This is a genomic window from Pyramidobacter porci (genome assembly GCF_009695745.1).
GTDB lineage: Bacteria > Synergistota > Synergistia > Synergistales > Dethiosulfovibrionaceae > Pyramidobacter > Pyramidobacter porci.
The window spans coordinates 16,209-39,700 of record NZ_VUNH01000004.1 but is presented as its reverse complement, the minus strand read 5'-3'; the positions used below and the strand labels follow the sequence as shown (position 1 = coordinate 39,700).

The window sequence follows — 23,492 nt, the reverse complement described above, 5'->3', positions numbered from 1 at the left end:
GCGACCTTTTAACGCAAGTTGTGGAAAATAAAAAATACTCACGAAGGTCGCTTGAAAAACTGACGCGAGCCACTCGAATTTTTGCGGAAAAAAGAGCGCCTGGCGGTGATATGTCCCCGGGATGCTGGTCATATTGATTACTGGAGAATATTTTTTATGCTTGCCGTGCCACGGGCAAAAGTGAGATCATGACTGGCGAGAGTATGGCGGCGCCGCGTCTGTCGCGGCGCTGTTTTGTCAAAAAGAGAAATCTGTTTGACAATTTGTTAGTTTCATTCTAATGTTGTCAGTTTCCATGGCTAATGAAATGAGGTAAAATAGAAATAAAAGCAGGGTTTTGGGGATTTTCGTGGCGCTGGATAAATGAGACGGTAGAAGATCAAGAAGTTTTGTGTTAAGATGAGCGTCCGTAAAAATCGCTGCAAAAGGCGTTGCCTTTAAAATTTTGAAGTACTGGAAGGGAATGGATATGGAAATGATGAGCGATGAAGCACTGGAGAAGATGACATCGACCCTCGTGGAGTTCTGCGAGAGGTTTTACGGCTGGGAGGCGTCGGTGGCGAAACTGGGGCGGCTGTCTGCGCCGCAGCTTCGCACGATCTGCGTGATCGGGCGCAATGAAGACATTCGCATGAAGGACATCGCCGACCGCATGGAGCTGACCACGGGAACGGTGACCGTGATGATCGACCGTCTTCAGGTCATGGGGCTTGTGGAACGGTGCCGGAACGAAAACGACCGCCGCTCCTACAAGATTCTTCTTTCCGAAAGAGGGCGCGCTTATTACGAGGAACACCGCAAGCGCCAGAGAGAGCTCGTCCGCAAGCTGGCTCTGAAAATTTCCGACAGCGATCGCGAGGTGTGCGAGCGCGTGCTCGAGAACTTTATGCATAGCATCTGATCGTCGACGGATCGTTCGATTGCGGTGATTCGCCAAAAGAAAAGTGGAAGCGGCTTTCATCCTGCAAGCCGCTTCCACTTTTTCTTGTCCAAGGACCTGGAGCGGACAGAAAAATTGATGGATTCGGGAAATATGGCGTCTGAATTTTTACCGTTCGAGACGGGCGCGGATGAATTTCCGGAAATGAAGGGCACGAATGAATGGTATCATGCCATGATCTGCAAAAAATTCATCATATTTGTGAGTATCTTGAGGAACGATACTGAGAAATGACGGATAAAGAAAGAGAACTGTATAAAAATTGTATTTTTATTCGAGAAGCTCTGCACAATGTAAATTTTATCGTATAATGAATAAGTAATTCTGTCTTTTTCTGTTCAAAGTGTGGTGAGTTGGGTGAGATGTCCTTGCTGTGGCTCAAAAGAAATAAGAGAGGTCATCTATGGTTATCTGCCCTTTGACGTGGCGCGAAAGAAGGAAGAGGGCAAAATCGTTTATGGCGGGCTCTTTATGCCGGAAGACGCCGCAAGTTACCAGTGCGCTCGTTGCGGCAAGCGTTGGTGAGTGACGGGACGGATCGAACCGTGGTATTTTGAAAGGGCGCACGCTGGTGCGTTTTTTCTGAAGAGCCTGCCGGCATGGGCCGGCAAGTTGATTTCGGCTGGAGGGGGGAACAGGGATTTGTTTGTCTTTGTGCTTACGTTTATCACCTATTTGCTTCTTTCCTGGTCAGGGGAGGCGTTGCCCGCTTATGAGTACGCGATCGCGCTGCTGGTGGCGGCGATCCTGTACCTGTCGCTGGGACGGAAAAACCGTTCTCGGCGCTATGGCTGGGGAGGCCTGAGCCCGAAACGCTGGGGACTGTTCGTCTGCTATTTCTTCGGACCGTTCCTTTGGGCCTTGATCAGGGCAAACATCGACGTGGCGCTGCGGATCATCACGGGACGGGTGAAGCCCGGCATCGTCAAGGTCTCGTCGGGACTGAAAAGCGGGCTGGGGCAGACGGTGCTTGCCGATTCGATCACGCTGACGCCGGGGACCATGACGGTGGATATCGATCCAGAAAACGGCGATCTGTATGTCCATTGGATCAACGTGACCGACGTGCGTCCGACGGAGGAAATGATTTACGGCAGCTTTGGCGCCTGGGCGAGGAGGCTGACTCAATGACTTTTGCGCGTTCGCTCTTCGGTTTTGCGGCCGCGGTTCTCAGCGTGCTGGCCTTCGGCTCGGTGGCGCGCATCGTCTGGGGGCCGACGGACGCCGACCGTGCCGTGGCGCTGGATACCATGAATTCGTTGGTCATTGCGATCATGATCCTGCTGGCGGCCGCTTACGATTCGGTGCTCCTGGTGGATCTGTCCATCGTGTACGGCGGGCTGTCCTTCGTGGCGACGATGTTCCTGGCCCGTTATATCGAGAGGAGGAGCCGCTCATGAGCTGGATCATGTATGTGCTGATCGTTCCTTTCGCGTTTCTCGGCATGCTGGTCAACTCTCTCGGCGTGATCTCCCTGTACCGTTTCAAGGACGTCTACATGCGCATGCACGGGGCCACCAAGTGCAGCACGCTGGGGGCGATTTTCTGCGCGGCGGCGGTGATCGTCTACTGCGTGGCGAGAATTGTCGCCGGCGGCGAGCTGCGGTTTGCCGTGCTGATCATCCATATCGTCATGGCGCTGTTCGGGCTGCTGATCGGCAATTCGACGAGCGCTCACGTGCTTTCGCGCGCAGCCTACCGTTCCGGCATCAAACCCCGGTTTGCCGTGGTGGACGAATTCGACGGCTTCTGCAAAAAGGAGCTTGAAGAAGAAGCCGCCGAGCTGGCGCAGGAAAAGGAGCGTGAGTAAGCGTGGACTGGCTGCATTTTACGGTTCTGATTCTTTTGCTGGTTTCCGGCTTTTTCACGGTCTGGTTTCGCGACCTGCTGTGCTCGGTGATCTGTGCCGGAGCGTTCAGTCTGCTGCTGGCGCTGGAGTTTTACATCCTCCAGGCGCCCGACGTGGCTATCGCTCAGGCGGGCATCGGCGCGGCCCTCGACACGGCGATCTTCATCATCGCCCTGACGGGTATCGGTTACGTGCATCGCGGAAACGGAGGCGGGCGCCGATGAAATCCGTGCGGATTCTTTTCGTCATTGCGGCTATTATGTTGGGCGGCGCGCTGATGGGCGCGGTTTCGTCGCTGCATCCTTTCGGCGTGCCTTCGGTCGAAGGACGCGCGGTGGACGAACACTATCTGAACCGCGCCGGCGCGGATCTGTCGTGTGAAAACGTGGTCACGTCCATCGTCTTCGATTATCGCGGTTTCGACACGATCGGCGAGTCGACGGTGCTGTTTGCGGCGCTTCTCTCGGTGATGATGCTGTTCCGCAAGGGGGGCAGAAAACAATGAAGAGCAGGAGCATGCGTCCGCTTTCCGTGATCGCGCGCACGGCCTGCGACATGTACGCGTGGTTCATGGTGGCTTTCGGCGCCTATGTGATCGTCCATGGCGACATCACGCCCGGCGGCGGCTTTCAGGGCGGTGCGATCTGCGCGACGTTCCTGGCGCTGATGCTGGTCACTCAGGGCAGCACCTACGTCTCGGCGTGGTTGAACGAGAATTTTTACAAAGCCTGCCTGTTTCTGGGGCTGTTCATGTTCATCGGTTTCGGCCTGATGGGGTTGGGCTGGGCGATGGACGGCACGATGATGCTGAACTGGGCTGCGGTGGCTCACGACCAACTGGCGGCGGTGAAGCCCTGGTGGCCGCCTTCCGGCACGGTGGCGCTGATGGATATCGCCGTCGGCATCGAAGTCGCCGGCGGACTGAGCCTGATTCTGATGACGATGTTCCGGGCCATTCGACTGGGCACGGTTCAGGAGGACGGCATGGGAAAGGAGACTGGTCATGATCAGCGCTAATCTGCCTTATTTCGTGGTGGCCGTGCTTTTCTTGATCGGCCTTCTCGGCGTTCTGCTGGAGACGAACATGATCAAGATCGGCATCGCCATCGACGTGATGGAATCGGCGGCCAATATGTTTTTGATCGTGCTGGGATACCGCGAGGGCGGCTATATCCCGGTCAAGTTCCTGATGCCGGCCGGCACGGAAAACTTCGTACTGCCCACGCCTCAGGCGCTGACGCTGACGGCCATCGTCATTGCGCTGGCGACGTCGGCGCTGATGCTGTCGCTGATCGTCATGCTGTACCGCCATTACGGCACGCTTGACGTGCGCGAGATCAGGAGGCTGAGAGGATGAAGCTGATGAATCATCTTCCGGCGCTGGCGCTGGCCCTGCCTCTGCTGGCCGCTTTTGCGACGCCGCTTTTCGCCGCGTTGAGCGCCAAGGCTCGCAACCGTTGGGTGGCGTGCGTCTCCGCGCTGGTGACGCTGGTCGTCTTCGCGCTGCTGCATCGCGTGCTCGTCCAGGGCACGCAGATCTACGTGATGGGAGCGTCTTCGTGGAACATCTCGTTGCCTTCGGGATTTACCCTTCCTGTGCGCATCATTCTCGAAGTCGACGCGTTCAACGCGCTGGCGGCCTGCGCGGCGGCGCTGGCGCAGCTGGCGGGCACGATCTACGGCCTGAAATTCGTGAAGAAATTCACCGGGCTCGAGTTTTACAGCGCGCTGTTTCTGCTGTTGACGGCCGGCACGATGGGCATGATTCTGACCGGCGACCTGTTCAACTTTTTCGTGTTTCTCGAGATCAGTTCGGTGGCGTCCTTCGGTCTGATCGCTTTCTGGCGCGACCGTCCCGAGTCGGTCGAGGCTTCCTACAAGTATATGCTGGTGTCGCAGCTGGCGGCCCAGCTGGTGCTGGTCGGGCTGGCGTTCATCTACGGGCGTTACGGCGTGCTCAACATGGCCGCTTTCAGCCGCGCCGTGCAGCCCGACCTGATCAGCAAAGTGGTGCTGGTCTTCATTCTCGTCGCGCTGGGCATGAAGTGCGGTGCGTTCCCGATGCACATGTGGATGCCCGATTCCTACGCCGAGGCCCCCGCTTCCGTGACGGTGATGCTGGTGGCGACCAGCCAGGCTTCGCTCGTGGTGCTCTGCCGTTTCTGCTTCTCGCTGTACGGCACGGCGATCGGTTCGGCGGCGGTGCCCTGGGCGCTGATCGTCATGGGCTGCCTGTCCATGTTCGGCGGCGTGTCCATGGCGGTGGTGCAGCACGAAGTGAAGCGCCTGATGGGCTATCACTCGGTGTCGCAGGTGGGCTATATGCTTACGGCGTTCGGCGTCGGTCTGCTGGCTTTGGGCGACGCGACGGCCATGAACGATTACGGTCTGGCGGCGGTATCCGGCGGACTTTATCACATGATCAACTACATTCTTTACAAGGGTTTGCTGTTCCTCTGCGCCGGCGCTCTGTATTACGTCGTGGGCAGCCGCGATCTCGACAAGATGGGCGGCCTGGCGCGGCGCATGCCGGTCACGAGCGTGCTGTTCCTGGTCGCCGCGGCGGCCATTTCCGGCCTGCCTCCTTTCAACGGCTTCGTCTCCAAGTGGATGATCTACGAGAGCGTCTACGCGGTCCATCCGTTCCTGATGGTGGTGGCTTTGGTCTCGTCGGTGCTGACGCTGGCTTCGTTCGTCAAAGTCTATCAGACGGCGTTCCTCGGGCCCGAGCGTTCTCAGTTCGCGGCGGTCCGCGAGGTGCCGAAGTCGATGATCGCCGGCATGGTGGTGCTGGCGGCGGCGATTCTCGTGCTTTCGCTGTTCCCCTCGTGGACGGTGAACACGCTGGTGCGCCCCGCGGCGGAGGCTCTGGTGGACAAGGCCTCCTACGGAGCGGCAGTGATGGGAGGTGCTTTGTGATGTTCGGCAGCATTTTCTCCGGCGCCGGCTTCTGGGATGCGGGCGCGTGGATCCTGGCGTTCCTCTTCGTGGGAGGAGCGGCGCTTTTCATCCGCCGGATGGGGTGCAGCGATTACAAAAAAGGGACCGACCAGGACGAAATTTACTATTCGGGCAACGTCGTTCCCGACGCGGAGGTCTTTACGGTTCCGGCCAGCTCATCCTACTGGGGATTCCGCGAAGCGCTGAAGGGCTATTATTCCCACCTGACGGCGCTGCATCGCGGCATCGCTACGGAATACGTGGGCTGGTTCGTGTTCACGGCCGCTCTGATTCTCACGTTTGTGCTCGTTTAGGAGGGGGATGTCATGAAGCTGGAAAATTATCTTCAGGTCTTGCCCAAGTCGTTGTGGGTTTTTACGCTCAACAGCGGTTCCTGCAACGGCTGCGACATTGAAATCGTCGCCAGCCTGACGCCCCGTTACGACATCGAGCGTCTCGGGCTGAAGCTGACGGGCACGCCGCGCCATGCCGACGTCCTTCTGGTCACCGGCCCGGTGACGCGCTTCATGGAGCCGAAGCTGCGCCAGATCTACGCGCAGATCCCCGACCCCAAGGTGGTCATCGCCGTGGGCAACTGCGCCACGTCCGGCGACGTGTTCTTCAAATCCTACAATCTCGTCGGCCCCGTGGATCGGATCGTGCCCGTAGACGTGTACGTCCACGGCTGCGCCATCCGTCCCGAAGCGTTGATCGAGGGCGTGGCCAAGGCGGTCACGTTGTTGGAAGCCAAGCGGGCCGAGCTGCTGAACAAGAGCGCGGTGGGAGAGGGGGCGTAATCCGCGATGGACATGCTGGCAAGCGCGCAATCGAAAAAATATCCCACGTCGATGGAAATCTACGTGGATAAAAATGTGAATTACAAAACGCCTCAGGAAGCGCTCGAGTTTCTTCAGGGCCGTTTCGGCGACGCCGTGACGGAAACGGAGCTGCGCGAATACAAAGAGGGAGTATGCCAGTATTCGCGCTGGCATCTGCTGCTTACCGTCAGGCGCGAGAGGTTCCTCGATCTCGTGGACGCTCTCGGCGAGCTGGACTTTCCCCATTTTCACGTGACCAGCGGCAACGACGACGGCGACACGATCCGGCAGATCTATCACTTCTCGCTGTTCCGCCGCGAGGAACGCGGCAAGGAACTGACGGTCACGGTCACGGTGCGCGTGCCCAAGACCGATCCGGTTATGCCGTCGCTGCACGGACGCAATCCCGGCGTCGGTTTCAGCGAGCGCGAGATGAACGAGATGCTCGGCGTCGCTCACGACGGACAGCCCAACACGGATCTCGTGTTCCTGCCCGACGGCTGGGACCGCGCGATCCTGCCCTGGCGCCGCGACGAGACCGGCCCCGAAGGCAAGGGCGTCATCAATGAGCTCGATTAGGAGGTGCCGTGATGACCAAAACCTATAAACTTCCCATCGGTCCCGCCCACGTGGGGCTCAAGGAACCTGTCACGGCGTGGCTCGACATCGAGGGCGAGCGTATCGTCGACGCGACGGTCCGCCCCGGCGCGATCCATCGCGGCATCGAGTTCATGAGCCGCGAGCGCAATCCCGTCCAGGTCATCTTTCTGGCCGAGCGGATCTGCGGCATCTGTTCGTTCAGTCATTCCATCGCGTACGCCAAGGCCGTGGAAGACGCCGCCAAAGTCCAGGTGCCCGTGCGCGGTCAGTACATCCGTTCGCTGGTGCTGGAACTGGAGCGCGTTCACTCCCACATCCTGTGGCTGAGCGTGGCCTGTTATTCGATCGGTTTCGACAGCGCCTTTCACCTCGGCATGGCCCTGCGCGAAAAGGTCATGGACGTTCTGGAAGCGCTCACCGGCAACCGCGTCAACTACGCCGTGACGGCCATCGGCGGCGTGCGCTGGGACGTGACGCCCAAGGTGGACCGCGTTGTGCGCGACATGATCGCTTATTACCGTAGCGAGTTCCACGAATATTACGACGCCGTGATCAACGATCCGGTGGTCAAGGCCCGTCTGCGCGACGTCGGCGTGCTCCCCACGGGCGACGCCGTGCGTCTGGACGCGCTCGGGCCGACGTCGCGCGGCAGCGGCGTGCGCGCCGACGTGCGCGAGTCGTCGCCCTACGACGCGTACTGCGACATTCCCGTCAAGGCGATCGTGCCTCAGGACTATTTCGGCGAAGTTCACGGCGACGTGCTCGACCGCTTCCTCGTGCGCCTGCTTGAGGTCTATCAGTCGCTCGATCTGCTCGAAAGCATCCTCGAGGGGTTGCCCGAAGGCCCGATCACGGCGTTTCCGAAGCCGGTCGCCGGGCTGGCCAAACTGAAGGCGGCCGGCGGCTTCGGCTACGGCTGCATCGAGGCGCCCCGCGGCGACGTCACGCACGTGGTGGAGCTGAAAGCCGGCGACGAGAATGTCTTCATGTGGAAGGTCCGCGCCCCCACCTACGCAAACGCCCAGGCCTGGCCGCTGATGTTCATCGGCAACGAGATCGCCGACGCGGCGCTGATCATCAACAGCATCGACCCGTGCATCTCCTGCATGGAGCGCATGGTGCTGACCGACCGCGCGGCGAACCGTCAGGGCGTCGTCACCAAGGACGAACTTTTGAAGATGAGCCGCGAGAAGACGGCTGACCTGAGGAGGAAGATGGGCCAATGCTGATTGTGAGAATCATCCTCGCGCTTTTGCTGTCGCTCTTTGTCGTCCTCTTCGCGCTGTATTTTCAGGCGCTGGACCGCATCGGTCACGCCCGCATGCAGCGTCGTCTCGGGCCGCCCCTCCTGCAGGGATTTTACGATTTCTTCAAGCTGCTCGGCAAGGAGAACATCACGCCGCGCCGCGCGGTGGGCTGGATTTTCAACGGTGCGCCGGTGCTTGCGCTGGCGGCGGGACTGATGATCTTCCTGTACATCCCCATGGGCTCGGTGCCGGCGGTGCTTTCCGGCCGCGGCGACATGATCACCGTGCTGTACCTGATCACGCTGTCGAGCATCAGTCTGGCCATGGCGGCCTTCGCTTCCGGTTCGCCGATCGCCACGATCGGCGCTCAGCGCGAGATCGTGCTGATGATGAGCTTCGAGATCCCCACGGCGATCATCGTCTCCTCGATCGCGTGGCTGGCCAGCCGGGTCGGCGTGCCGGGCGCGCCCTTTGCGCTGTCGACGTACAACGTCAGCAGCCCGTGGAGCATGGTGGGCTGGAGCGGCTTCATCGGCCTGCTCTGCTTCCTTTTCTCGGCGCTGATGATCACTCCGGGCGAAAGCGGCACGGGGCTGATGGACATTGCCGAGGCCAAGACGGAGATCCTCGAGGGCATGACGGTGGAGTTCAGCGGCGTCAACCTGGCGCTGGTCAATCTGTCGATCACCGTGCGCTCGCTGGCCTTTTCGGCGCTGATGGTGGCTCTGTTCTTTCCTGGATCTCTGTTCGCCGGCAGTCTGCCCAAAGCCGTGGGCTATGTCGTGGATTTCTTCTGGTTCTGGCTGAAAGTGTTGGCCGCGGCACTGGTCGGCGTCACGTATCTGCGCAGCGTCTTCGGACGGCTCAAGATCTGGCAGGCCGCGCGTTTCTACTGGGGGTACGTGGGACTGCTGTCCCTCGCCGGCATGATCCTGATCACCGTCGAGATCATGCTTCATTAAAGGAAAGGGAGGAGATCCGCAATGCTGAACGCCATGTCGCTGACGGTGCTCCGTCAGTTCTTTATGCGCTGCTTGACCCGTCCTTTCCCCGCCATGCGCATGCCCGATTCCATGAGCGGCGCGCTGCAGGCGGCGGCCGAGGGGAAAGTCGCTCTCAATCCTGCCGTGCCGCGCTGGGGACGCTTCCGCGGGCGTCTGAATTACGACCGCGCCAAGTGCATTGGCTGCGGCATGTGTACCAAAGTCTGTCCGGCGCGCGCCATCGTCTTCGATCCCGACACCGAAGGGCAGAAGCCCCGCAAGGTGATGCTGCACGGCGACCGCTGCTGCTTCTGCGCGCAGTGCAACGACGTCTGTCCCGTGTCGGCGCTGAGCATGACCACCGATTTTGCCTTTGCCAGCTCCGGCGACCGCAAAGCCGGCACGCTGCGAAAGGACACGGGAAAGGCGCTTCGTCTGCCGTTCCAGAAGGAGTGGCTCGACCCCAAACCGGGCGAAGTGGAGGAGTTCCTGCCGCCGGAACTGCCCGAAGAGGTTCCCGCGGTTTCCGCAGAACCTCCGGCGCCTGCCGCGCAGCCTGCTGCGGTCGAAGGGAAATAAGCGCGTTTCATGCGCGCGCAAAAAATCGCCCGGTCTTGCGAAGATCGGGCGATTTTTTTGCGCACTCCATTCCTCTTTTACGCGGGCGCGCGAAAAAATCCTTTTTGGTCACTTGATTCATTTTTTGCGAGTGTGTATCATAATAAAACATTGCCCTGAAAAGAGTCATACTCGTTTTCGTTAAAAAAGCAAGGGCTCTTCGCCCTTTTCTGAGCGCCGAAGGCGCGTCGAAAACCGCATGAAATCGCGTGCCAGCGCGGTATCTTCAATGATTCTTTTTAATTGAAAATCAGTATCAGGGCGTTTTCACGAGAAGGAGGCGGTCGGAAACCGATGGACCAACACGCTGACGGTATTCCCTTACGATTCGGCACAATAGCTCCGGCGGTTTTCGCTCGGCTCTGACGTTCCTTTCGCGTCGGCTGCCGCCGCTGCCGGAATGCGAAAGGAGTGTTTTTTTTGGAACGCAACAAACTTTTCGAGCAGATCGAGAACTGCATCGACCAGAAGCGCTTCCGCGAAGCGAAAGAGCTTCTCTCCGACATGGAACCGATCGACATCGCCGAAGGGCTGGAGCGCGACCTGCCGCCGGCCCGCCTGGTGTTTTATTTCCGCCTGCTGCCCAAGGATCTGGCCGTCGAAGTGTTCGAGCTGCTGGACATCGAGGAGCAGGAACGCTTTTTGCAGCATGCCACGGACGACGAAGTCAAGGAAATGATCGAAGAGATGTCCGACGACGACCGCACGGAACTGTTCGACGAGCTGCCGGCGACTACGGTCAAGCGCCTGCTGCAGAAGCTGTCGTCCGAGGAACGCAAGCTGGCCAACACGCTGCTGGGCTATCCGCAGGACAGCGCCGGCCGCATCATGACGCCCGAGTACATCGACCTCAAGGCGCACATGACGGCAGAAGCGGCGCTGGTGCGCATTCGTCAGAAAGCGCGCAGCAAGGAGACCATCTATACCTGCTGCGTCACCGACGAGGGACGCCACCTGCTCGGCATGGTCGAGCTGGAAGACCTGATCCTCGCCGACCCGCAGACGGAAGTGCTCGACATCATGGACGGCGGCCCCGTCTCCGTGCCGACCACCGCCGACCAAGAAGAGGCCGCGCAGCTCATCTCCCGTTACGACCTGCACACGCTGCCGGTGGTGGACAAGGAAAACCGCCTGGTCGGGATCATCACCTTCGACGACATTCTCGACATCGTCGAAGAGGAAGCCACGGAAGACTTCGAGCGCATGGCGGGCATCGAGCCGGTCGAGGAGGATTACCTCGACGCCGGTCTGCTCACCGTCGCGCGCAAACGCTTCATCTGGCTGATCATCTGTATCGTCGCCGAAGCGCTGACGTCGACGGTGCTCAAACATTATTCGCCGATCGTGCAGCGTGTGGTGTCGCTGACGTTTTTCGTGCCGCTGCTGATCGGTACCGGCGGCAACGCCGGCACGCAGGCGGCGACGCTGATGATCCGCGGCATGACCGTGGGCGAGGTGCAGTGGCACGACCTGGGGCGAATCATCCTGCGCGAGACGATGACCGGGCTTCTGCTCGGAAGCGCGCTGGGCCTGCTGGGCATGGCGCGCGCCTGGATGATCGGCACGGGAACGGCCGTGGCCTGGACGGTGGCGGCGGCGGTGACGCTGATCGTGCTGCTGGGCAACCTGGCGGGGACGCTGCTGCCGCTGCTGGCCCGCGCCGTGCGGCTGGATCCGGCGATCATGTCCGGACCGCTGATCACGACGGTCGTCGACGTCTGCGGGCTGATCGTCTATTTCGAGATCGCCGGTGCCTTTATCGGCCTGAGTTGAGCGGCCTGTGTCCGCGATGAGGTGACGAACATGAAAAAAATCTGCGTTTTGGACCGGGAGGACGACCCGCCATGTCCGCCCGCATGGGATACAGTTCTCGTCTGAAGGCGCTGCTGCAGCAAGGGCGCCTGGACGAAGCCCGGCTGATGATCCGGGGTATGGCGCCGGAAGTGCTGGAGGAAGAGTTGCTGCGCCTGCCGCCGCGGAGCGCCCTGGCGCTGTGCAGCATTTTGAAGCCGCCCCGTCTGGCCGTGCTGATCGAAGGTCTGTCGCGCCGCGAAAAGCAGAAACTGCTGAGCAGCGCTTCGATCCCCGAGCTGCGCGGGCTGTTCCTGTCGCTGCCGGAGCGCCTGCTGCCGGAGCTGCTGAACGCCCTGCCCTCGCGCCAAAAGCATCCGCTGCTGGAAAAGCTGCCGAAGAACCTCCAGAAGCTTTTGCAGCCCAAAAAGGAGTGGCCGGAAGATTCCGTCGGCTACATCATGAGCGGCAACGGCGTGGTCCTGTCGCCGCGGGACACGGTCGCCGAAGCGCTGGACAAGATCCGGCGCGACGCGCCCGGCAAGGATCTGGTCTACCACTGTTTCGTCATCGACGGCGAACGCTTCGCCGGCACGGCGGCGCTGGAAGATCTCGTCCTCGCCGTGCCGGAAGTGAAGGTTGCGCAGCTCACGGAGGAGGACTGCCACGCCGTGCCGCCGGAGATGGACCGAGCCGAGGCGGCGCGCGTCATGTCGCGCTACGACGTGCAGGTGCTGCCGGTCGTGAAGGACGGGCGGCTTCTCGGCGCGCTGCCCTTCGACGACGTGCTCGACGTCATGGAGGACGAAAATACGGAGCTGTTCCACCACGCCGGCGGGCTTTACGGCGACAACGACGAGGGCAGCCTGTGGGGCGAAGCGCTGCGGCGCTTTCCGTGCCTGCTGCTCTGTCTGGTAACGGGCATCCTCACCACGGGCATCATGGAAAATTACGAGGAAATGCTCTCGCAGGTGCTGGCGCTTTCGTTCTTCGTGCCGCTGCTGATCGATACGGGCGGCAACGTAGGCGCGCAGATCTCGGTGCTGATCATCCGCTCCATGGGGTTGGGACGGCTGGAGAACAATGTGCTGGGGCGGGTGCTGCTGCGCGAATTGCTCACGGCCCTGCTGCTGGGCGGCGCCATGGCGCTGCTGGCCGCGGGGCGGTCGCTTTTCATCGGCGCGGGGGGACAGGTCACGTTCGTGGTCGCCATGGCGATGGTCTGCGTGGTCGTCGCCTCCGACCTGCTTGGCGCGCTCATGCCCTTCGTCGTCAAGCGCCTCGGCTTCGACCCGGCGCTGATCTCCGGGCCGCTGCTGGCCACGATCGTCGACGTGCTCGGTCTGGCGCTGTACTTTGCCGTGGCCAGCGCGGTGCTGCCGTAGCCGTCTGTGAACAGTGGGAGCGCAACGCTCCCGAAGCGGGAAGAGGTTGAAAATGAATCGAAACGCGGAGCCGGAGGAAAAAAATTCGTCATATCGCTACGTCATTGCGGCGGTGAGCTTCATGTTCATGTTTGTGGCCATGGGGCTGGGCAACGCGCCCAACGGGCAGTATCTTGCCCCGGTGACGCGGGAGTTCGGTCTGAGCCGGGCCGATTTTTCCCTGACCTTCAGCATGAGGTATCTGTTCACGACGATTTTCAATCTGCTGTGGGTGAAAATTTTTACGAAAATCGGCATCCGCTGGACGATCGGCGTCGGCTTTCTGGTCCTCGCAGCGGCGTTTTTCATCTTTTCGTCTTCCAGCACGCTGCCCGGTTTTTACGCCGGCGGCATCCTGCAGGGCACCGCGCTGGCTTTGTGCACCAGCGCGTCCTGCTCTTATCTGGTGGACAACTGGTTCACGGAGCGCAAAGGCACCGTGCTGGGCATTGTCTTTGCCGCCAGCGGCATCGGCGGCGCCCTCGGCAACGTGCTCGTGGCGCGCTGGATCGCGCAGAACGGCTGGCGTTTCTCCTACCGTTTGACTTCGTTCCTGATCCTGGGCATCGGCCTCGGTCTGACGTTGTTCGTGCGCGTGCGCCGCAGGCCGGAAAACGCCGCTTCGGGAAAGGAGCGCGCGGAAACCTCCGGCAACGGACCGTCGCTTGCGGAGTTGCGCCGCACGAGTCGTTTTTACGCGCTGTTCGCGATTGTGTTCGTGCTTGGCTGGCTGTGCAATCCTGTCTATACGATCGCTCCCGCGCATCTCGTGGATCGCGGTTTCGATCCCGTCTTTGCCGGACAGATGACGGGGCTGATGTTCATCGTGCTGGGCGCGGCCAAGATCCTCTGGGGCGCGCTGTACGACCGCTTCGGGCTTCGGCCTGTGTTCCTGACGAGCTGCGCGTGCGGCGTCGCCGCGCTGCTGATGCTTTCCCGCGCCTCGGGCGAGCTTTCCGCCGTCGCGTTTGCCGTGCTGCTGGGCTTTGCCATGCCGGTGGAAACCATTATTGTGCCGCTGCTGGTGATGAATCTTCTGGGGACTCGGGCGTACACGGCTATGATCGGCGTTTTCTTCGCGCTCATGTCCGCCGGCATCGCCGTCGGCAACCCGCTGATCAACTTCGGTTACGGCCTCGCCGGCAGTTACTCGCCCGTGCTGGTTCTCTACGCCGGGCTCTTTGCGCTCTGCGCCGCTCTGTATCTGTGGTGCGAACGCGAGGCGAAACGTTTTGGAAAGAGAGCCCGTTGAAAGATCGCGACAGAAAAAACTCGGAAACAGCCGCTCCGTTTCTGATACTATTTCTTAATTAAAAAGCCGAACGCAAGGGCGCTGCGGGGGAGATTCACAAAGCGAGCCGCGCAGACCGCGCAGCGCTCGAGGTAGTCCTGAGCGACTGAACTCCCCCCAGCGCCCAGAAAACTATGTTAATACTTTCTATCAAGAATCAGTATGAGTTTTTGTTGTTCGTGCGCCGCGACGTCATGAAGGTGGGGACGATGAAAAGAATTTTCTTGTGCTTGATTCTGGCGCTGGCGGCACGCCCTGTTTTTGCCTTCGAAGACGCGAGGCAGAACGCTGCCGCCGATCTGATGCGCCGCTGCGAGACGGCGCTGTGGGAAGAAATGTTGAAACGCGTGCCCGATTTCGACGTGCGTCTCGATCCCGATCGCACCGGCTTGGTGGGCGAGGAGTTCACCGCGCTGGCCACGACCCCCGGCAGCTGGCACGACAAGCGCGCGGCCGCCCAACCGGAAATGGCCGGGGCCCTGGCCGGCTATCTGATCTGCGCCGGCGTCAGAGAAGGGGATTGGATCGGCATCAACTCCACCAGTTCCTATCCAGGTTTCACGATAGCCGCGCTCTGCGCTGCGCGAACGCTGAAACTGAACACGGTCTTCGTGCTCTCCTACGGCGCTTCCATGTACGGCGGCACGCTGCCGCAATTCACCGTGCCGGTGATGCTCGACGCGCTGCGCGAACGCGGCGTCATGGACGTGAAGATCGACGCGCTGACGCCGGGGGGCATGGACGACCGCATGCGCCGGAACGTCCTCGACGAGGACGTGCTGCCGCTCGTGCGCCGGCTCATGAGCGAGCGCCGCGAAACCTGCATGATCCCGGCGGATCTCCGCATGTCCATGGCTTTCCGGCAGATGCTCTTCGCTGCAAAGCCCATCAAAGCCTTCGTCAGCTGCGGCGGTTCGTGGACGAGCCTTGGCCGCAGCATGGAGGAAGGCGCCGTCCTGCCTCACGGGCTGATCATGCCGCCCTGGCCGGTGAAGCCGAAATCGTGGGATCGCGGCCTGATCATGGATTTTCTCGAAAAAGGCGTGCCCTGCGTCCATCTGCTCTTCACCAAAGGAGTGTGCCGCGACTGGGGTCTGCCTCACGGCACGGGGCCCGAACCGAATTTCTGATACCGATTTTCAATGGGAAGGCATCGTTGAAAATGCCGCGCATCGGCGCGGAAAAAATGAGAATTGACGATAAATCGGGACTGTTCCACGTGGAACAGTCTGCACGAAAAGAGCCTGACGATCGAGCGATCGTCAGGCTCTTTTCGTTTGTCGTTTTTTCGGCCTTCTTGGCGTTTTTCGCCGCCTTACGTTCACTGATGCGTGCCGTTGGCGCTGTAGATGTCGCGGAAGCGTGGCATGGCGGCGATCGCGCCCTGCTTTTCGCAGACTCGGGCGGCGACGGCCGACGCGCCGGAACCGACCCAGCGCGCCTGTTCGGCGGTCAGCTCGTCCCAGGCGGTGGCGTCGGGCAGGCTGAAGAGGCCGCGCAGCAGTCCGGCGGCGTAGCCGTCGCCGCAGCCGGTCGTGTCGGCGACGGCGACGGAGTAGGCAAAGAGGCGCTCGCAGACTTGTCCCGAAGCGATCAGCGAGCCCTGCGCGCCGGCGGTAAGCACGGTCAGCGCGCCGCGGCGCGCCTGATGCATGGCGGCGAAGCTGTCGTTGACGTCCTCGCCGGGAAAGAACCATTCGATGTCGTCGCGGCTGAACTTGACGAGCTGCGGACGGATCATGAATCTCAGCGCCCGTTCGCAGTAGTTTTGCTTGTCGGCGATCAGCGCGGGACGGACGTTGAGATCGAACGACACGGGAACGGCGGCGTCGTAAAATTTTTCCGCCAAGGCTTCCTGCGCGGACGCTCCCGGTTCGGAGGCGAGCATGACGCCGCCGCAGTGCAGGCCGCTGAAGTCGTTCGGGTCGATCCCCGCCATGTCGTCGGGCGTCACGGATTCGTCGGCGCAGCCCGCGCGGCGGAAGGCGAAGGCCGGCTGCCCCTGCGGCGTGAGACGCACTTGCGCGGCGGCGGTGGCGCGGTCTTTTTTGTAGAAGGTGAAGCGGTGATCGATGTCTTCGCGGTTCAGCAGGCGCAGCAGGGCGCGCCCTTCCTCGTCGCCGCCGATGCCGCCGCAGAAGGCCGTCGGCAGGCCGAGACGCGCCGCGCCGACGGCCGCGTTGAGCACGGAGCCGCCGGGCAGCGAGCTTTGCAGTTCGCCTGCGGCGTCGTAAAACTGGTCCATCAGCGCTTCTCCGAAGAACAGAATTGGTTTCATGGTCTTTTTCTCCTTTTGTGCCGCTGGGACGGCGCGTTCGTTTTCACAAGTCTACCATAGCCGGGCGCCTTTCGGCGAGACGGCCTTGACGCGTCCGCCCGGAACGATGATAATAAAAACAGGAACCGGGGGCGTCGGCGTATCCGGCTGAGAGGAGACGAAACGGTCTCGACCCTTGGAACCTGATCCGGTTCATACCGGTGCAGGGAAGGTGCGGGGTTTCCCCGTCCCCTGTAAATCTTTTGATTTTACGGGAGGTCTTTTCGATGTATCAACGCAGCAAAACGCAGTCGGTGGTGGAGGCGGCGCTGTGCATTGCGCTGGCGGTGGTGTTCTCGCGGCTGAGGTTGTTCCGTCTGCCTCAGGGCGGCTCGGTGACGCTGGAGATCGTGCCGCTGCTGGTCTACGCGATGCGCTGGGGACTGCTGAAAGGGATCGGCGCGGGCGCCGTGGCCGGTCTTCTGCAGTACGTGATGGGCGGCTACGTGGTCCATCCCGTGCAGGGGCTGCTCGACTACCCGCTGGCCTACGCCGCGCTGGGACTGGCGGCGCTGGGCGGGGAGCACGTCTTCGCCGGCATCCTCATCGCCGTGGCGGCGCGGATCGTCTGCCACGTGGCCTCGGGCGTGGTGTTTTTCGCGTCCTACGCGCCGGCCGGCACGCATCCGCTGGTCTATTCGCTGCTGTACAACGGCAGTTTCATGGCCGCCAACATGGTGATCGCGCTGATCCTGGTGCCTTTGATTTTGGCGCGGCTGAAAAAATTCTGAGCGATACGGGGGTGGCGCCGTCGTGAAAAGGAACCGTTTTCTGGAAGCCGCGCTGGGCGCTCTGCTGGCTCTGGCTCTGGCGGGCGTTCCGGCGCGGGCGTCCGTGGAGAGCGCGCTGGAAGCGTGCCGCGCCGAAAACGGCCTGCTGCCCGATCAGCCCGGCGGCGGCACCTATTCGTCGGAAGTGGTTGTGCGCGAGCTGCGCCTGCGGCTGCTGCAGAACGACCGCGAACGCTTCGAGGCGCTCTATCGCCTGGTGGTGAAACGCTTCCAGTCGCCGCTGATGCTGCTGTACCGCCAGCTGGACGCTTCGCTGAAGCCGGTGGCGTGCGAGAATCTCACCGCGACGGACCTGCAGTTCTGCCGCGTGCTGCTCGACGCGGCGGAGCGATGGAACGAACCGCGCTACCGCGAACGCGCGCTGAAAACGGCCGGGCGTATGCTGCGCTTCAACGTGTACCGCAGCGTGCTGATCAACGGCGCTTCGTGGAAGGAACGCAAATCCGGCATTTTCAGCATTTACGAGCCGAGCCACCGCCTCAGCCTCGGCGCCGTCGACGTGAAGGCGCTGCAGCAGCTGCAAAGTTTTTCTTCTCAGTGGGAGCCGGTGGCGCAGCGCTGCCTCGGCATCCTGCTGGCGGGAAGCGGCGCGCAGACGCTGCGGCTGTCCTACGACGTGGACAAGCGCAGCTACGTCGACAGTCAGGACGGCTCTCTCGACGCGCTGCTGATCATGGCCAATCTTGTGGACGGCGGCCTTGTGCCGCTCCATTCCATGGACCGGCTGGTGGAAAAGCTGCGCCTCGAGCCGGAATTTCTCGCGACGGGCGCGCAGGCGTCGCTGGCGGCCGCGTCGCTGGGCGCTTACGTGCTGGCCCAGGCGGGGCGCGCGGCGGAATCGCGTCAGGTCTTTCTGCTTCTTGAGGAACAGTTCGGCGCCGGCGGGACGCTGCTGCACGCGCCCGGTCAGGAGCCCTCGATCCTGCACAACCTCATGTATCTGATCGTGCGCGAGATCCTCGAGCCGAGAAGAGGCATGGAGAGCCGCTGAACGAGGAGCTTTTCTGAAAAAAACAACGAGGGCGGACGACCGGGGAAATTCGGCCGTTCGCCCTCGTTTTTGCCGCAAAAGCCGGTTCGCATGATGGTATAATGGCGAAAAATCGCGGCCGTTCAGGCCGGTCTTCGAGGAGCTCAATCATGAAACAGGAACGGCACTATCCGCGCTTCACCGTCACGCCCAAGGCGGAGCGCAGCGTCAAAGGCGGGCATCCGTGGGTCTACGGCGAAGAAGTTACGGACGTTCGGGGGCGGTACGCGCCCGGCGATCTTGTGGACGTGGTCGGGCGCGGGGACGTTTACCTCGGCACGGGCTTCGTCAACGATCATTCCAAGATCCGCGTGCGCCTCATTTCCGCCAACGCCAACGACCGCTTCGACGCCGCTTTCTTCGAGCGCCGCCTGCGCTACGCGCTGAATTACCGCAAGTCGGTCATGGGCGGTCAGTACGGCTGCTGCCGCCTGATCTTCGGCGATTCCGACGGCTTTCCCGGGCTGACCGTGGACCGCTTCGACGACGTGCTGGTGGCCGAAGTGCTGTCGCTCGGCATGGACAAGATGAAGCCCCTGCTGTTTCCCATGCTGGTGCGGCTGCTGCGCGAAGACGGACAGCGGATCAGCGGCCTGTACGAGCGCAGCGATTCTGCGATCCGCGACCGCGAGGGACTGCCGCGTTTCAGCGGCGAGTTCGCCATGGACGGCTGCTCGCTGGCGGGGCGGCGCACGGCGCGCATCTGTGAGAACGGCGTGCTCTACGACGTCGATTTCGTGGAGGGGCAGAAGACGGGCTTCTTCCTCGACCAGAAGTTCAACCGCGCCGCGGCGGCCCGCCTGTGCGCCGGTCTGAACGTGCTGGACTGCTTCACCCACACCGGTTCATTCGCGCTCAACGCCGTCAGGGGCGGCGCGGCGCACGTCACCGCCGTGGACGTCTCCGCAAGCGCTCTGGAGATGGCGCGTCACAACGCCGCGCTGAACGGCTGCCTCGACCGCATGGACTTCGTCGCCGCCGACGTGTTCGACCTGCTCGCCGGCATGGCCTGCCGCGCCCGCGGCGAGTACGGCATGATCATCCTCGATCCGCCCGCCTTTGCCAAATCGCGCCGCAGCGTGCGCGACGCCGCGCGCGGCTACAAGGAGATCAATCTCAAGGCCATGAAGCTGCTGCCCCGCGGCGGCTACCTCGCCACGGCCTCGTGCTCCCACTTCATGACCGGCGAGCTGTTCCGCCAAACACTGGCCGCCGCGGCCGCCGACGCCAAGGTCAGCCTGCGCCAGATCGAGGCCCGCGGCCAATCCCCCGACCACCCGGTCCTCTGGGGCGTGCCGGAGACCGAGTACCTCAAGTTCTATCTGTTTCAGGTGGTATAAAATCAGCGTCAGGGGGGAGAAGACGTGGCGGTTCCCAAGATCATCCATTACTGCTGGTTCGGCGAAAAGGAATTCCCGGCGCTGGGACGCCGATGTCTTGCTTCATGGAAGAAATATCTGCCCGATTACAGGATCGTTCTTTGGAACGAGCGGAATTTCGACCTTTCCGCGTTTCGGTTTACACGGGAAGCGGCGGCCATGAAAAAATGGGCCTTCGTCTCGGATTTTCTGAGGCTTTACGCTCTGTATCATCAGGGGGGGATTTATCTGGACAGCGACGTCGAGGTGCTGAAGCCGCTCGATGGCTTTTTGCGGCACCGGGCTTTTACCGGATTCGAGCGTCCCGGCTGCCCCGTGACCGGGATCATGGGAGCCGAGGCGGGACACCCGTGGATCAAAGGATTGCTCGACGACTACGTGCGGAAACGTTTCGTCGATGAAAACGGCGTCCCCGATCTGACGCCGAATACGGTGCCGATCACGCGGGACCTTCAGGAACGGTACGGCGTGCTTTTGAACAATCGGAAGCAGTTTCTTGACGACGGCCTGTGTATCTATCCGCAGGAGATCTTTTGCCCGCTGACTCTGAAAGGCGAGAATTACGGAAAAAATTTCGCCGGCGCCTTTACGGTTCATTGGTTCGCGGGAAGCTGGCGTCCGCCGGGCGCCCGGCTGTTGAGCGGGCTGGGGAGAGTGCTGCGGAAAATCCATCTGTACGATGTGGCGCGGCGGATTGTGCGGGGGAAAGACGCGTAGTTGTGTCTGAAAACGAATTTTTCTCGCCGCGGGGCGGAATTATCGTTTCTTTTCCCGAGGCGCGGGCGCTGGAGAGAGAAGTTCGGCGTAGAGTTGTTCGTGCATTTTTTGGAGGCGTTCGATGTCATAGTTTTTGACCTTTTCCGAGGCCTGCCTGACGTGCTGTCTGGCGGACGCGGGCGCGCCGAAAACGGCGTGGAACGCGCGTGCCAGCGCTTCCGTGTCGCCCACGGGCACGAGCGTGCCGCAGCCGCCGGCGAGCAGGTCGCGCGTGCCGCGGACGTCGGCGCCGATCGCCGGCGTGCCCATGGCCATGGCTTCCAGCACCGAGCGGGGCAGGCCTTCGCGTTCCGAGGGCAGCACGGCGGCGGCCGCGCCTTTGAGCAGCGCGGGAACGTCGGCGCGCTGGCCGAGAAAATGGCAGCGTTTTTCGACGCCGCAGCGGCGGGCCAGCGCTTTCGTTTCGGCAAGCAGCGGTCCCTGTCCGGCGAAGGCGAGGTGAAGCCGCGGGTCCTCGATTCGTGCGAGCGCCCTGACGGCGTCGCGGTGGCGTTTGCCGGGATTGAACTCGGCGATCATCAGGATATAGCGGTCTTCCGGAATTAACCCCATTTCCCGGCGCACGGAGGCGACCTGTGCGTCGCTGACGGCGTCGCGGCTGTATTGCGATAAATCGACGCCGATCCCCGGCATCAAGGTGACGTTTTCGCGCGGAACGATGCAGTATTTCAGCGCGGCGTCGTAATCTTCTTCGTTGATGACGATCAAATGGTCTGTCCAGCGCCCGGCGAGCTTTTCGAGGGCGATGAACAGGCCGTTTTTTATTTTCGAGTTGCCCTTGAAGAAATGGAAGCCGTGCGCGGTGTACACGACTTTGATCTTTCCCGCGGCGCGCAGCCGGCGCAGGGCGAAGCGGGCGACGAAGGCCGCCACGGGCGTGTGCACGTGGACGATGTCGTACCGCTGCCGCAGCACCAGTTTCCGCACGAAATTCGGCGTGCGCGCGAAATTATGCGGATCGAGAGGGCTGCGTCCCCAGTCGACGGCGTAAAAATGATCGAAATGATCCGCCGCGGCGGGAAAGGGATCGCGCACGTTGGCCATCGCGTCGACCTGCCAGCCTTGGGCGCGGAAATGGTCGCCGTAAGGAAGCAGAAAATCGCGCAACGTTCGCTGGATTGTTGTCGCAAGAAGAAGTTTTTTCATCGGAAATTCTCGAATGCGTTCAGCGTTTCCACAAGAGATCGTTCGAACGGCACGACGTTGTACTCTCCGCATCGGCTTAACTCCCACGCGTAGCAGAGAGAGCCGAAGGCTTTGTCGACGGCCGGCGTGAAGCGGCGCAAAAAATACAGCGCAGGATTGAGAAGCCGCGTGAGAGTGATTTTCCGCCCCTGAAGCGCGCCCAGACGGCGCACCAGATCGGAAGTACCGACGTACGCTTCGTTCTGTGGGAAGAACGTGCCGGAATCCTCCCGGTCGACGAGCAGGCGAAGCTGTTCGCAGAGGTTGCCGATATAGATCATGCTGCGGCGGTTTTTCACCTTGGGGAAAAGCGGCAGGCGGCGCGCGTATCCGATCAGCGCGGGAAAGTTTCCCTTGCAGCCCGGGCCGTAAATCAGCGGGGCGCGGACGACGGCGATCCTGAACGCCGGCGCGGCGAGCGCGGCGAGTCTCCCTTCGGCTTCCAGCTTCGACCGTCCGTAAACGTTCGCCGGCGCGGGAACGGTCTCGGCCGCGATGATTTTTTCCTTTCCCGGCGGCGCGCTGTCGCCGTAAACGGCGATGCTGCTCATGAAGACGAACTGTCCGACGCCCTCGCGCCGGGCTTTGAGCGCGGTTTCTTCGGCAAGGTCGCGGTTGACGCGCAGATAAAGCTCGTCGGGCCCGGCGGACAGGTGGGCGATCCCCGCGCAGTGGATCAAGGCGTCGTAACCGGCGAAGCTGCGCCGGCGCCATTCCGCGCCGCGCAGGCTGACGAAATCAGTGCGATAGCAGCCGCCGAACCGTTCCAGCCATCCGGCGAAAGAGCGTCCCACAAAGCTGCGGGCGCCGGCGACGAGAATCTTTTTCATGACGATCGCTCCTTCGCGCCGTCGATCTTTTCGAGCGCGCGGGGCCGCTTGATCTCCGTCGGCGGCGCGATGATCGTTTCCCCTTCGCCGGCGTCGACGCCGTCGCGGCGCAAAACGGCGGCGACGGTGCGCCAGAGGATCTTGAGGTCGAGCCACAGGCTGAGGCGGTCGACGTATTCGAGATCGTACTGGAGGCGCTTTTCCCAGCTCATGGCGTTGCGCCCGTTGATCTGGGCCAGCCCCGTGAGCCCCGGGCGCACGGAGTGGCGGCGGGCTTCCTCTTCGCCGAAAAGCGGCAGAAAATCGACCAGCAGCGGCCGCGGCCCGACGAGGCTCATGTCGCCCTTGAGGACATTCCACAGCTCGGGCAGTTCGTCGAGGCTGGAACGGCGCAGCCTGCGGCCGAACGGCGTGAGGCGTTCCCGGTCGGGCAGCGGGCGTCCCGAAGCGTCGACGGCGTGACGCATGGAGCGGAACTTGTAGTTCAGAAAAATCTTTTCGCCGCGCCCCGGGCGCGGCTGAGCGAAGATGACGGGAGAACCCATCTCCCTTTTCACCCGCAGAGCGACCCCGACCATCAGCGGGGAAAGAACCAGCAGCGCCGCCAACGATCCGAGAATATCCATAAGCCGCTTGAGCGGCAGATAACTTTTTCCGCTGATCAGAATCATGGCCTCGGCCT

27 protein-coding genes and 1 riboswitch are annotated in these 23,492 nt (G+C 61.8%); of the genes, 23 read left to right on the top strand and 4 right to left on the bottom strand.

The window, feature by feature from the left end; genetic code table 11:
• The first annotated feature begins 469 nt into the window (after positions 1 to 469).
• From FYJ74_RS04805 to pgsW, 19 genes are all read left to right on the top strand, one after another.
• Positions 470 to 901, top strand: a complete 432-nt coding sequence (locus tag FYJ74_RS04805; protein WP_195838799.1) for a MarR family winged helix-turn-helix transcriptional regulator — start codon at positions 470 to 472, stop codon at positions 899 to 901.
• Between the two features lie 681 nt (positions 902 to 1,582).
• Entirely contained in the window at positions 1,583 to 2,071 is a 489-nt protein-coding gene (locus tag FYJ74_RS04800; protein ID WP_154528455.1) for a Na+/H+ antiporter subunit E, read from the top strand.
• Complete coding sequence (locus FYJ74_RS04795) at positions 2,068 to 2,340, top strand: monovalent cation/H+ antiporter complex subunit F (protein WP_154528454.1); 273 nt, start codon at positions 2,068 to 2,070, stop codon at positions 2,338 to 2,340. Before FYJ74_RS04800 ends, FYJ74_RS04795 begins: the two co-directional genes overlap by 4 nt.
• Positions 2,337 to 2,750, top strand: coding sequence for a monovalent cation/H(+) antiporter subunit G (gene mnhG, locus FYJ74_RS04790; protein ID WP_154528453.1), 414 nt, complete (start codon positions 2,337 to 2,339; stop codon positions 2,748 to 2,750). The genes FYJ74_RS04795 and mnhG overlap by 4 nt, the downstream gene beginning before the upstream one ends.
• Before the next feature lie 2 nt (positions 2,751 to 2,752).
• A complete protein-coding gene (locus FYJ74_RS04785; protein WP_009164173.1) occupies positions 2,753 to 3,013 on the top strand; it encodes a hydrogenase subunit MbhD domain-containing protein in 261 nt (86 codons plus the stop codon).
• Positions 3,010 to 3,294, top strand: coding sequence for a hydrogen gas-evolving membrane-bound hydrogenase subunit E (gene mbhE, locus FYJ74_RS04780; protein WP_154528452.1), 285 nt, complete (start codon positions 3,010 to 3,012; stop codon positions 3,292 to 3,294). The genes FYJ74_RS04785 and mbhE overlap by 4 nt, the downstream gene beginning before the upstream one ends.
• On the top strand, positions 3,291 to 3,806 hold the full coding sequence (locus FYJ74_RS04775; RefSeq protein ID WP_154528451.1) for an MnhB domain-containing protein: 516 nt from the start codon (positions 3,291 to 3,293) through the stop codon (positions 3,804 to 3,806). The genes mbhE and FYJ74_RS04775 overlap by 4 nt, the downstream gene beginning before the upstream one ends.
• Positions 3,793 to 4,146, top strand: a complete 354-nt coding sequence (locus tag FYJ74_RS04770) for a sodium:proton antiporter (protein ID WP_009164176.1) — start codon at positions 3,793 to 3,795, stop codon at positions 4,144 to 4,146. Before FYJ74_RS04775 ends, FYJ74_RS04770 begins: the two co-directional genes overlap by 14 nt.
• On the top strand, positions 4,143 to 5,708 hold the full coding sequence (locus tag FYJ74_RS04765) for a proton-conducting transporter transmembrane domain-containing protein (RefSeq protein ID WP_154528450.1): 1,566 nt from the start codon (positions 4,143 to 4,145) through the stop codon (positions 5,706 to 5,708). The genes FYJ74_RS04770 and FYJ74_RS04765 overlap by 4 nt, the downstream gene beginning before the upstream one ends.
• Positions 5,708 to 6,043, top strand: a complete 336-nt coding sequence (locus tag FYJ74_RS04760) for a hydrogenase (RefSeq protein WP_154528449.1) — start codon at positions 5,708 to 5,710, stop codon at positions 6,041 to 6,043. Before FYJ74_RS04765 ends, FYJ74_RS04760 begins: the two co-directional genes overlap by 1 nt.
• 12 nt (positions 6,044 to 6,055) lie before the next feature.
• On the top strand, positions 6,056 to 6,526 hold the full coding sequence (locus FYJ74_RS04755) for an NADH-quinone oxidoreductase subunit B family protein (RefSeq protein WP_154528448.1): 471 nt from the start codon (positions 6,056 to 6,058) through the stop codon (positions 6,524 to 6,526).
• Positions 6,527 to 6,532: 6 nt separating this feature from the next.
• Entirely contained in the window at positions 6,533 to 7,126 is a 594-nt protein-coding gene (locus FYJ74_RS04750; protein ID WP_154528447.1) for an NADH-quinone oxidoreductase subunit C, read from the top strand.
• Between the two features lie 11 nt (positions 7,127 to 7,137).
• Positions 7,138 to 8,376: a hydrogenase large subunit gene (locus FYJ74_RS04745; RefSeq protein WP_154528446.1), complete on the top strand. Its 1,239-nt coding sequence runs from the start codon at positions 7,138 to 7,140 to the stop codon at positions 8,374 to 8,376.
• Positions 8,370 to 9,356, top strand: a complete 987-nt coding sequence (locus FYJ74_RS04740) for a respiratory chain complex I subunit 1 family protein (protein WP_154528445.1) — start codon at positions 8,370 to 8,372, stop codon at positions 9,354 to 9,356. The genes FYJ74_RS04745 and FYJ74_RS04740 overlap by 7 nt, the downstream gene beginning before the upstream one ends.
• A 21-nt stretch (positions 9,357 to 9,377) precedes the next feature.
• Positions 9,378 to 9,956, top strand: coding sequence for a 4Fe-4S dicluster domain-containing protein (locus FYJ74_RS04735; protein WP_154528444.1), 579 nt, complete (start codon positions 9,378 to 9,380; stop codon positions 9,954 to 9,956).
• 459 nt (positions 9,957 to 10,415) lie between these two features.
• Positions 10,416 to 11,768, top strand: a complete 1,353-nt coding sequence (gene mgtE / locus FYJ74_RS04730; RefSeq protein ID WP_154528443.1) for a magnesium transporter — start codon at positions 10,416 to 10,418, stop codon at positions 11,766 to 11,768.
• Positions 11,769 to 11,839: 71 nt separating this feature from the next.
• Positions 11,840 to 13,171, top strand: a complete 1,332-nt coding sequence (gene mgtE, locus FYJ74_RS04725; RefSeq protein WP_154528442.1) for a magnesium transporter — start codon at positions 11,840 to 11,842, stop codon at positions 13,169 to 13,171.
• 52 nt (positions 13,172 to 13,223) lie between these two features.
• A complete protein-coding gene (locus FYJ74_RS04720) occupies positions 13,224 to 14,462 on the top strand; it encodes an MFS transporter (protein ID WP_154528441.1) in 1,239 nt (412 codons plus the stop codon).
• A 248-nt stretch (positions 14,463 to 14,710) separates the two neighbouring features.
• Positions 14,711 to 15,631 carry a poly-gamma-glutamate system protein gene (gene pgsW / locus FYJ74_RS04715; protein ID WP_195838798.1) on the top strand — a complete coding sequence of 307 codons (921 nt, stop codon included), beginning with the start codon at positions 14,711 to 14,713 and terminating at the stop codon, positions 15,629 to 15,631.
• A gap of 191 nt (positions 15,632 to 15,822) precedes the next feature.
• On the opposite strand, the gene FYJ74_RS04710 is transcribed toward pgsW, so the two are convergent.
• Positions 15,823 to 16,779, bottom strand: coding sequence for a carbohydrate kinase family protein (locus FYJ74_RS04710; protein ID WP_154528439.1), 957 nt, complete (start codon positions 16,777 to 16,779; stop codon positions 15,823 to 15,825).
• A 117-nt stretch (positions 16,780 to 16,896) separates the two neighbouring features.
• A riboswitch (TPP riboswitch) is annotated at positions 16,897 to 17,006 on the top strand.
• A gap of 39 nt (positions 17,007 to 17,045) precedes the next feature.
• Between FYJ74_RS04710 and thiT the strand changes: the two genes are divergently transcribed.
• The 4 genes from thiT to FYJ74_RS04690 all read left to right on the top strand — a co-directional run bounded on the left by thiT (position 17,046) and on the right by FYJ74_RS04690 (position 20,735).
• Positions 17,046 to 17,549 (top strand): energy-coupled thiamine transporter ThiT, encoded by a 504-nt coding sequence (thiT, locus tag FYJ74_RS04705; protein WP_154528438.1) that lies wholly within the window; start codon positions 17,046 to 17,048, stop codon positions 17,547 to 17,549.
• Positions 17,550 to 17,571: 22 nt separating this feature from the next.
• Positions 17,572 to 18,600: a hypothetical protein gene (locus FYJ74_RS04700; RefSeq protein ID WP_154528437.1), complete on the top strand. Its 1,029-nt coding sequence runs from the start codon at positions 17,572 to 17,574 to the stop codon at positions 18,598 to 18,600.
• Between the two features lie 149 nt (positions 18,601 to 18,749).
• Positions 18,750 to 19,979 (top strand): class I SAM-dependent rRNA methyltransferase, encoded by a 1,230-nt coding sequence (locus FYJ74_RS04695; RefSeq protein ID WP_154528436.1) that lies wholly within the window; start codon positions 18,750 to 18,752, stop codon positions 19,977 to 19,979.
• Positions 19,980 to 20,003: 24 nt separating this feature from the next.
• On the top strand, positions 20,004 to 20,735 hold the full coding sequence (locus tag FYJ74_RS04690) for a glycosyltransferase family 32 protein (protein ID WP_154528435.1): 732 nt from the start codon (positions 20,004 to 20,006) through the stop codon (positions 20,733 to 20,735).
• Between the two features lie 39 nt (positions 20,736 to 20,774).
• Here the strand turns inward: FYJ74_RS04690 and FYJ74_RS04685 are convergent, their stop codons facing one another.
• The 3 genes from FYJ74_RS04685 to FYJ74_RS04675 are packed head-to-tail and all read right to left on the bottom strand — an operon-like array spanning position 20,775 to position 23,481.
• Positions 20,775 to 21,941 carry a glycosyltransferase family 4 protein gene (locus FYJ74_RS04685; RefSeq protein ID WP_154528434.1) on the bottom strand — a complete coding sequence of 389 codons (1,167 nt, stop codon included), beginning with the start codon at positions 21,939 to 21,941 and terminating at the stop codon, positions 20,775 to 20,777.
• Positions 21,938 to 22,810 (bottom strand): NAD-dependent epimerase/dehydratase family protein, encoded by an 873-nt coding sequence (locus FYJ74_RS04680; RefSeq protein WP_154528433.1) that lies wholly within the window; start codon positions 22,808 to 22,810, stop codon positions 21,938 to 21,940. Before FYJ74_RS04680 ends, FYJ74_RS04685 begins: the two co-directional genes overlap by 4 nt.
• On the bottom strand, positions 22,807 to 23,481 hold the full coding sequence (locus FYJ74_RS04675) for a sugar transferase (RefSeq protein ID WP_154528432.1): 675 nt from the start codon (positions 23,479 to 23,481) through the stop codon (positions 22,807 to 22,809). The genes FYJ74_RS04680 and FYJ74_RS04675 overlap by 4 nt, the downstream gene beginning before the upstream one ends.
• Positions 23,482 to 23,492 lie beyond the last annotated feature (11 nt).

What these genes read in the sequence shown, in the direction of transcription:
- mnhG (WP_154528453.1), top strand. Translation starts at nt 2,337, where the DNA reads ATGAGCTGGATCATGTATGTGCTGATCGTTCCTTTCGCGTTTCTCGGC.
- FYJ74_RS04775 (WP_154528451.1), top strand. Translation starts at nt 3,291, where the DNA reads ATGAAGAGCAGGAGCATGCGTCCGCTTTCCGTGATCGCGCGCACGGCC.
- FYJ74_RS04745 (WP_154528446.1), top strand. Translation starts at nt 7,138, where the DNA reads ATGACCAAAACCTATAAACTTCCCATCGGTCCCGCCCACGTGGGGCTC.
- mbhE (WP_154528452.1), top strand. Translation starts at nt 3,010, where the DNA reads ATGAAATCCGTGCGGATTCTTTTCGTCATTGCGGCTATTATGTTGGGC.
- pgsW (WP_195838798.1), top strand. Translation starts at nt 14,711, where the DNA reads ATGAAAAGAATTTTCTTGTGCTTGATTCTGGCGCTGGCGGCACGCCCT.
- FYJ74_RS04805 (WP_195838799.1), top strand. Translation starts at nt 470, where the DNA reads ATGGAAATGATGAGCGATGAAGCACTGGAGAAGATGACATCGACCCTC.
- FYJ74_RS04755 (WP_154528448.1), top strand. Translation starts at nt 6,056, where the DNA reads ATGAAGCTGGAAAATTATCTTCAGGTCTTGCCCAAGTCGTTGTGGGTT.
- FYJ74_RS04740 (WP_154528445.1), top strand. Translation starts at nt 8,370, where the DNA reads ATGCTGATTGTGAGAATCATCCTCGCGCTTTTGCTGTCGCTCTTTGTC.
- FYJ74_RS04750 (WP_154528447.1), top strand. Translation starts at nt 6,533, where the DNA reads ATGGACATGCTGGCAAGCGCGCAATCGAAAAAATATCCCACGTCGATG.
- FYJ74_RS04685 (WP_154528434.1), bottom strand. Translation starts at nt 21,941, where the DNA reads ATGAAAAAACTTCTTCTTGCGACAACAATCCAGCGAACGTTGCGCGAT.
- mgtE (WP_154528442.1), top strand. Translation starts at nt 11,840, where the DNA reads ATGTCCGCCCGCATGGGATACAGTTCTCGTCTGAAGGCGCTGCTGCAG.
- FYJ74_RS04695 (WP_154528436.1), top strand. Translation starts at nt 18,750, where the DNA reads ATGAAACAGGAACGGCACTATCCGCGCTTCACCGTCACGCCCAAGGCG.
- FYJ74_RS04680 (WP_154528433.1), bottom strand. Translation starts at nt 22,810, where the DNA reads ATGAAAAAGATTCTCGTCGCCGGCGCCCGCAGCTTTGTGGGACGCTCT.
- FYJ74_RS04675 (WP_154528432.1), bottom strand. Translation starts at nt 23,481, where the DNA reads ATGATTCTGATCAGCGGAAAAAGTTATCTGCCGCTCAAGCGGCTTATG.
- FYJ74_RS04760 (WP_154528449.1), top strand. Translation starts at nt 5,708, where the DNA reads ATGTTCGGCAGCATTTTCTCCGGCGCCGGCTTCTGGGATGCGGGCGCG.
- FYJ74_RS04795 (WP_154528454.1), top strand. Translation starts at nt 2,068, where the DNA reads ATGACTTTTGCGCGTTCGCTCTTCGGTTTTGCGGCCGCGGTTCTCAGC.
- FYJ74_RS04735 (WP_154528444.1), top strand. Translation starts at nt 9,378, where the DNA reads ATGCTGAACGCCATGTCGCTGACGGTGCTCCGTCAGTTCTTTATGCGC.
- FYJ74_RS04770 (WP_009164176.1), top strand. Translation starts at nt 3,793, where the DNA reads ATGATCAGCGCTAATCTGCCTTATTTCGTGGTGGCCGTGCTTTTCTTG.
- FYJ74_RS04765 (WP_154528450.1), top strand. Translation starts at nt 4,143, where the DNA reads ATGAAGCTGATGAATCATCTTCCGGCGCTGGCGCTGGCCCTGCCTCTG.
- thiT (WP_154528438.1), top strand. Translation starts at nt 17,046, where the DNA reads ATGTATCAACGCAGCAAAACGCAGTCGGTGGTGGAGGCGGCGCTGTGC.
- FYJ74_RS04710 (WP_154528439.1), bottom strand. Translation starts at nt 16,779, where the DNA reads ATGAAACCAATTCTGTTCTTCGGAGAAGCGCTGATGGACCAGTTTTAC.
- FYJ74_RS04720 (WP_154528441.1), top strand. Translation starts at nt 13,224, where the DNA reads ATGAATCGAAACGCGGAGCCGGAGGAAAAAAATTCGTCATATCGCTAC.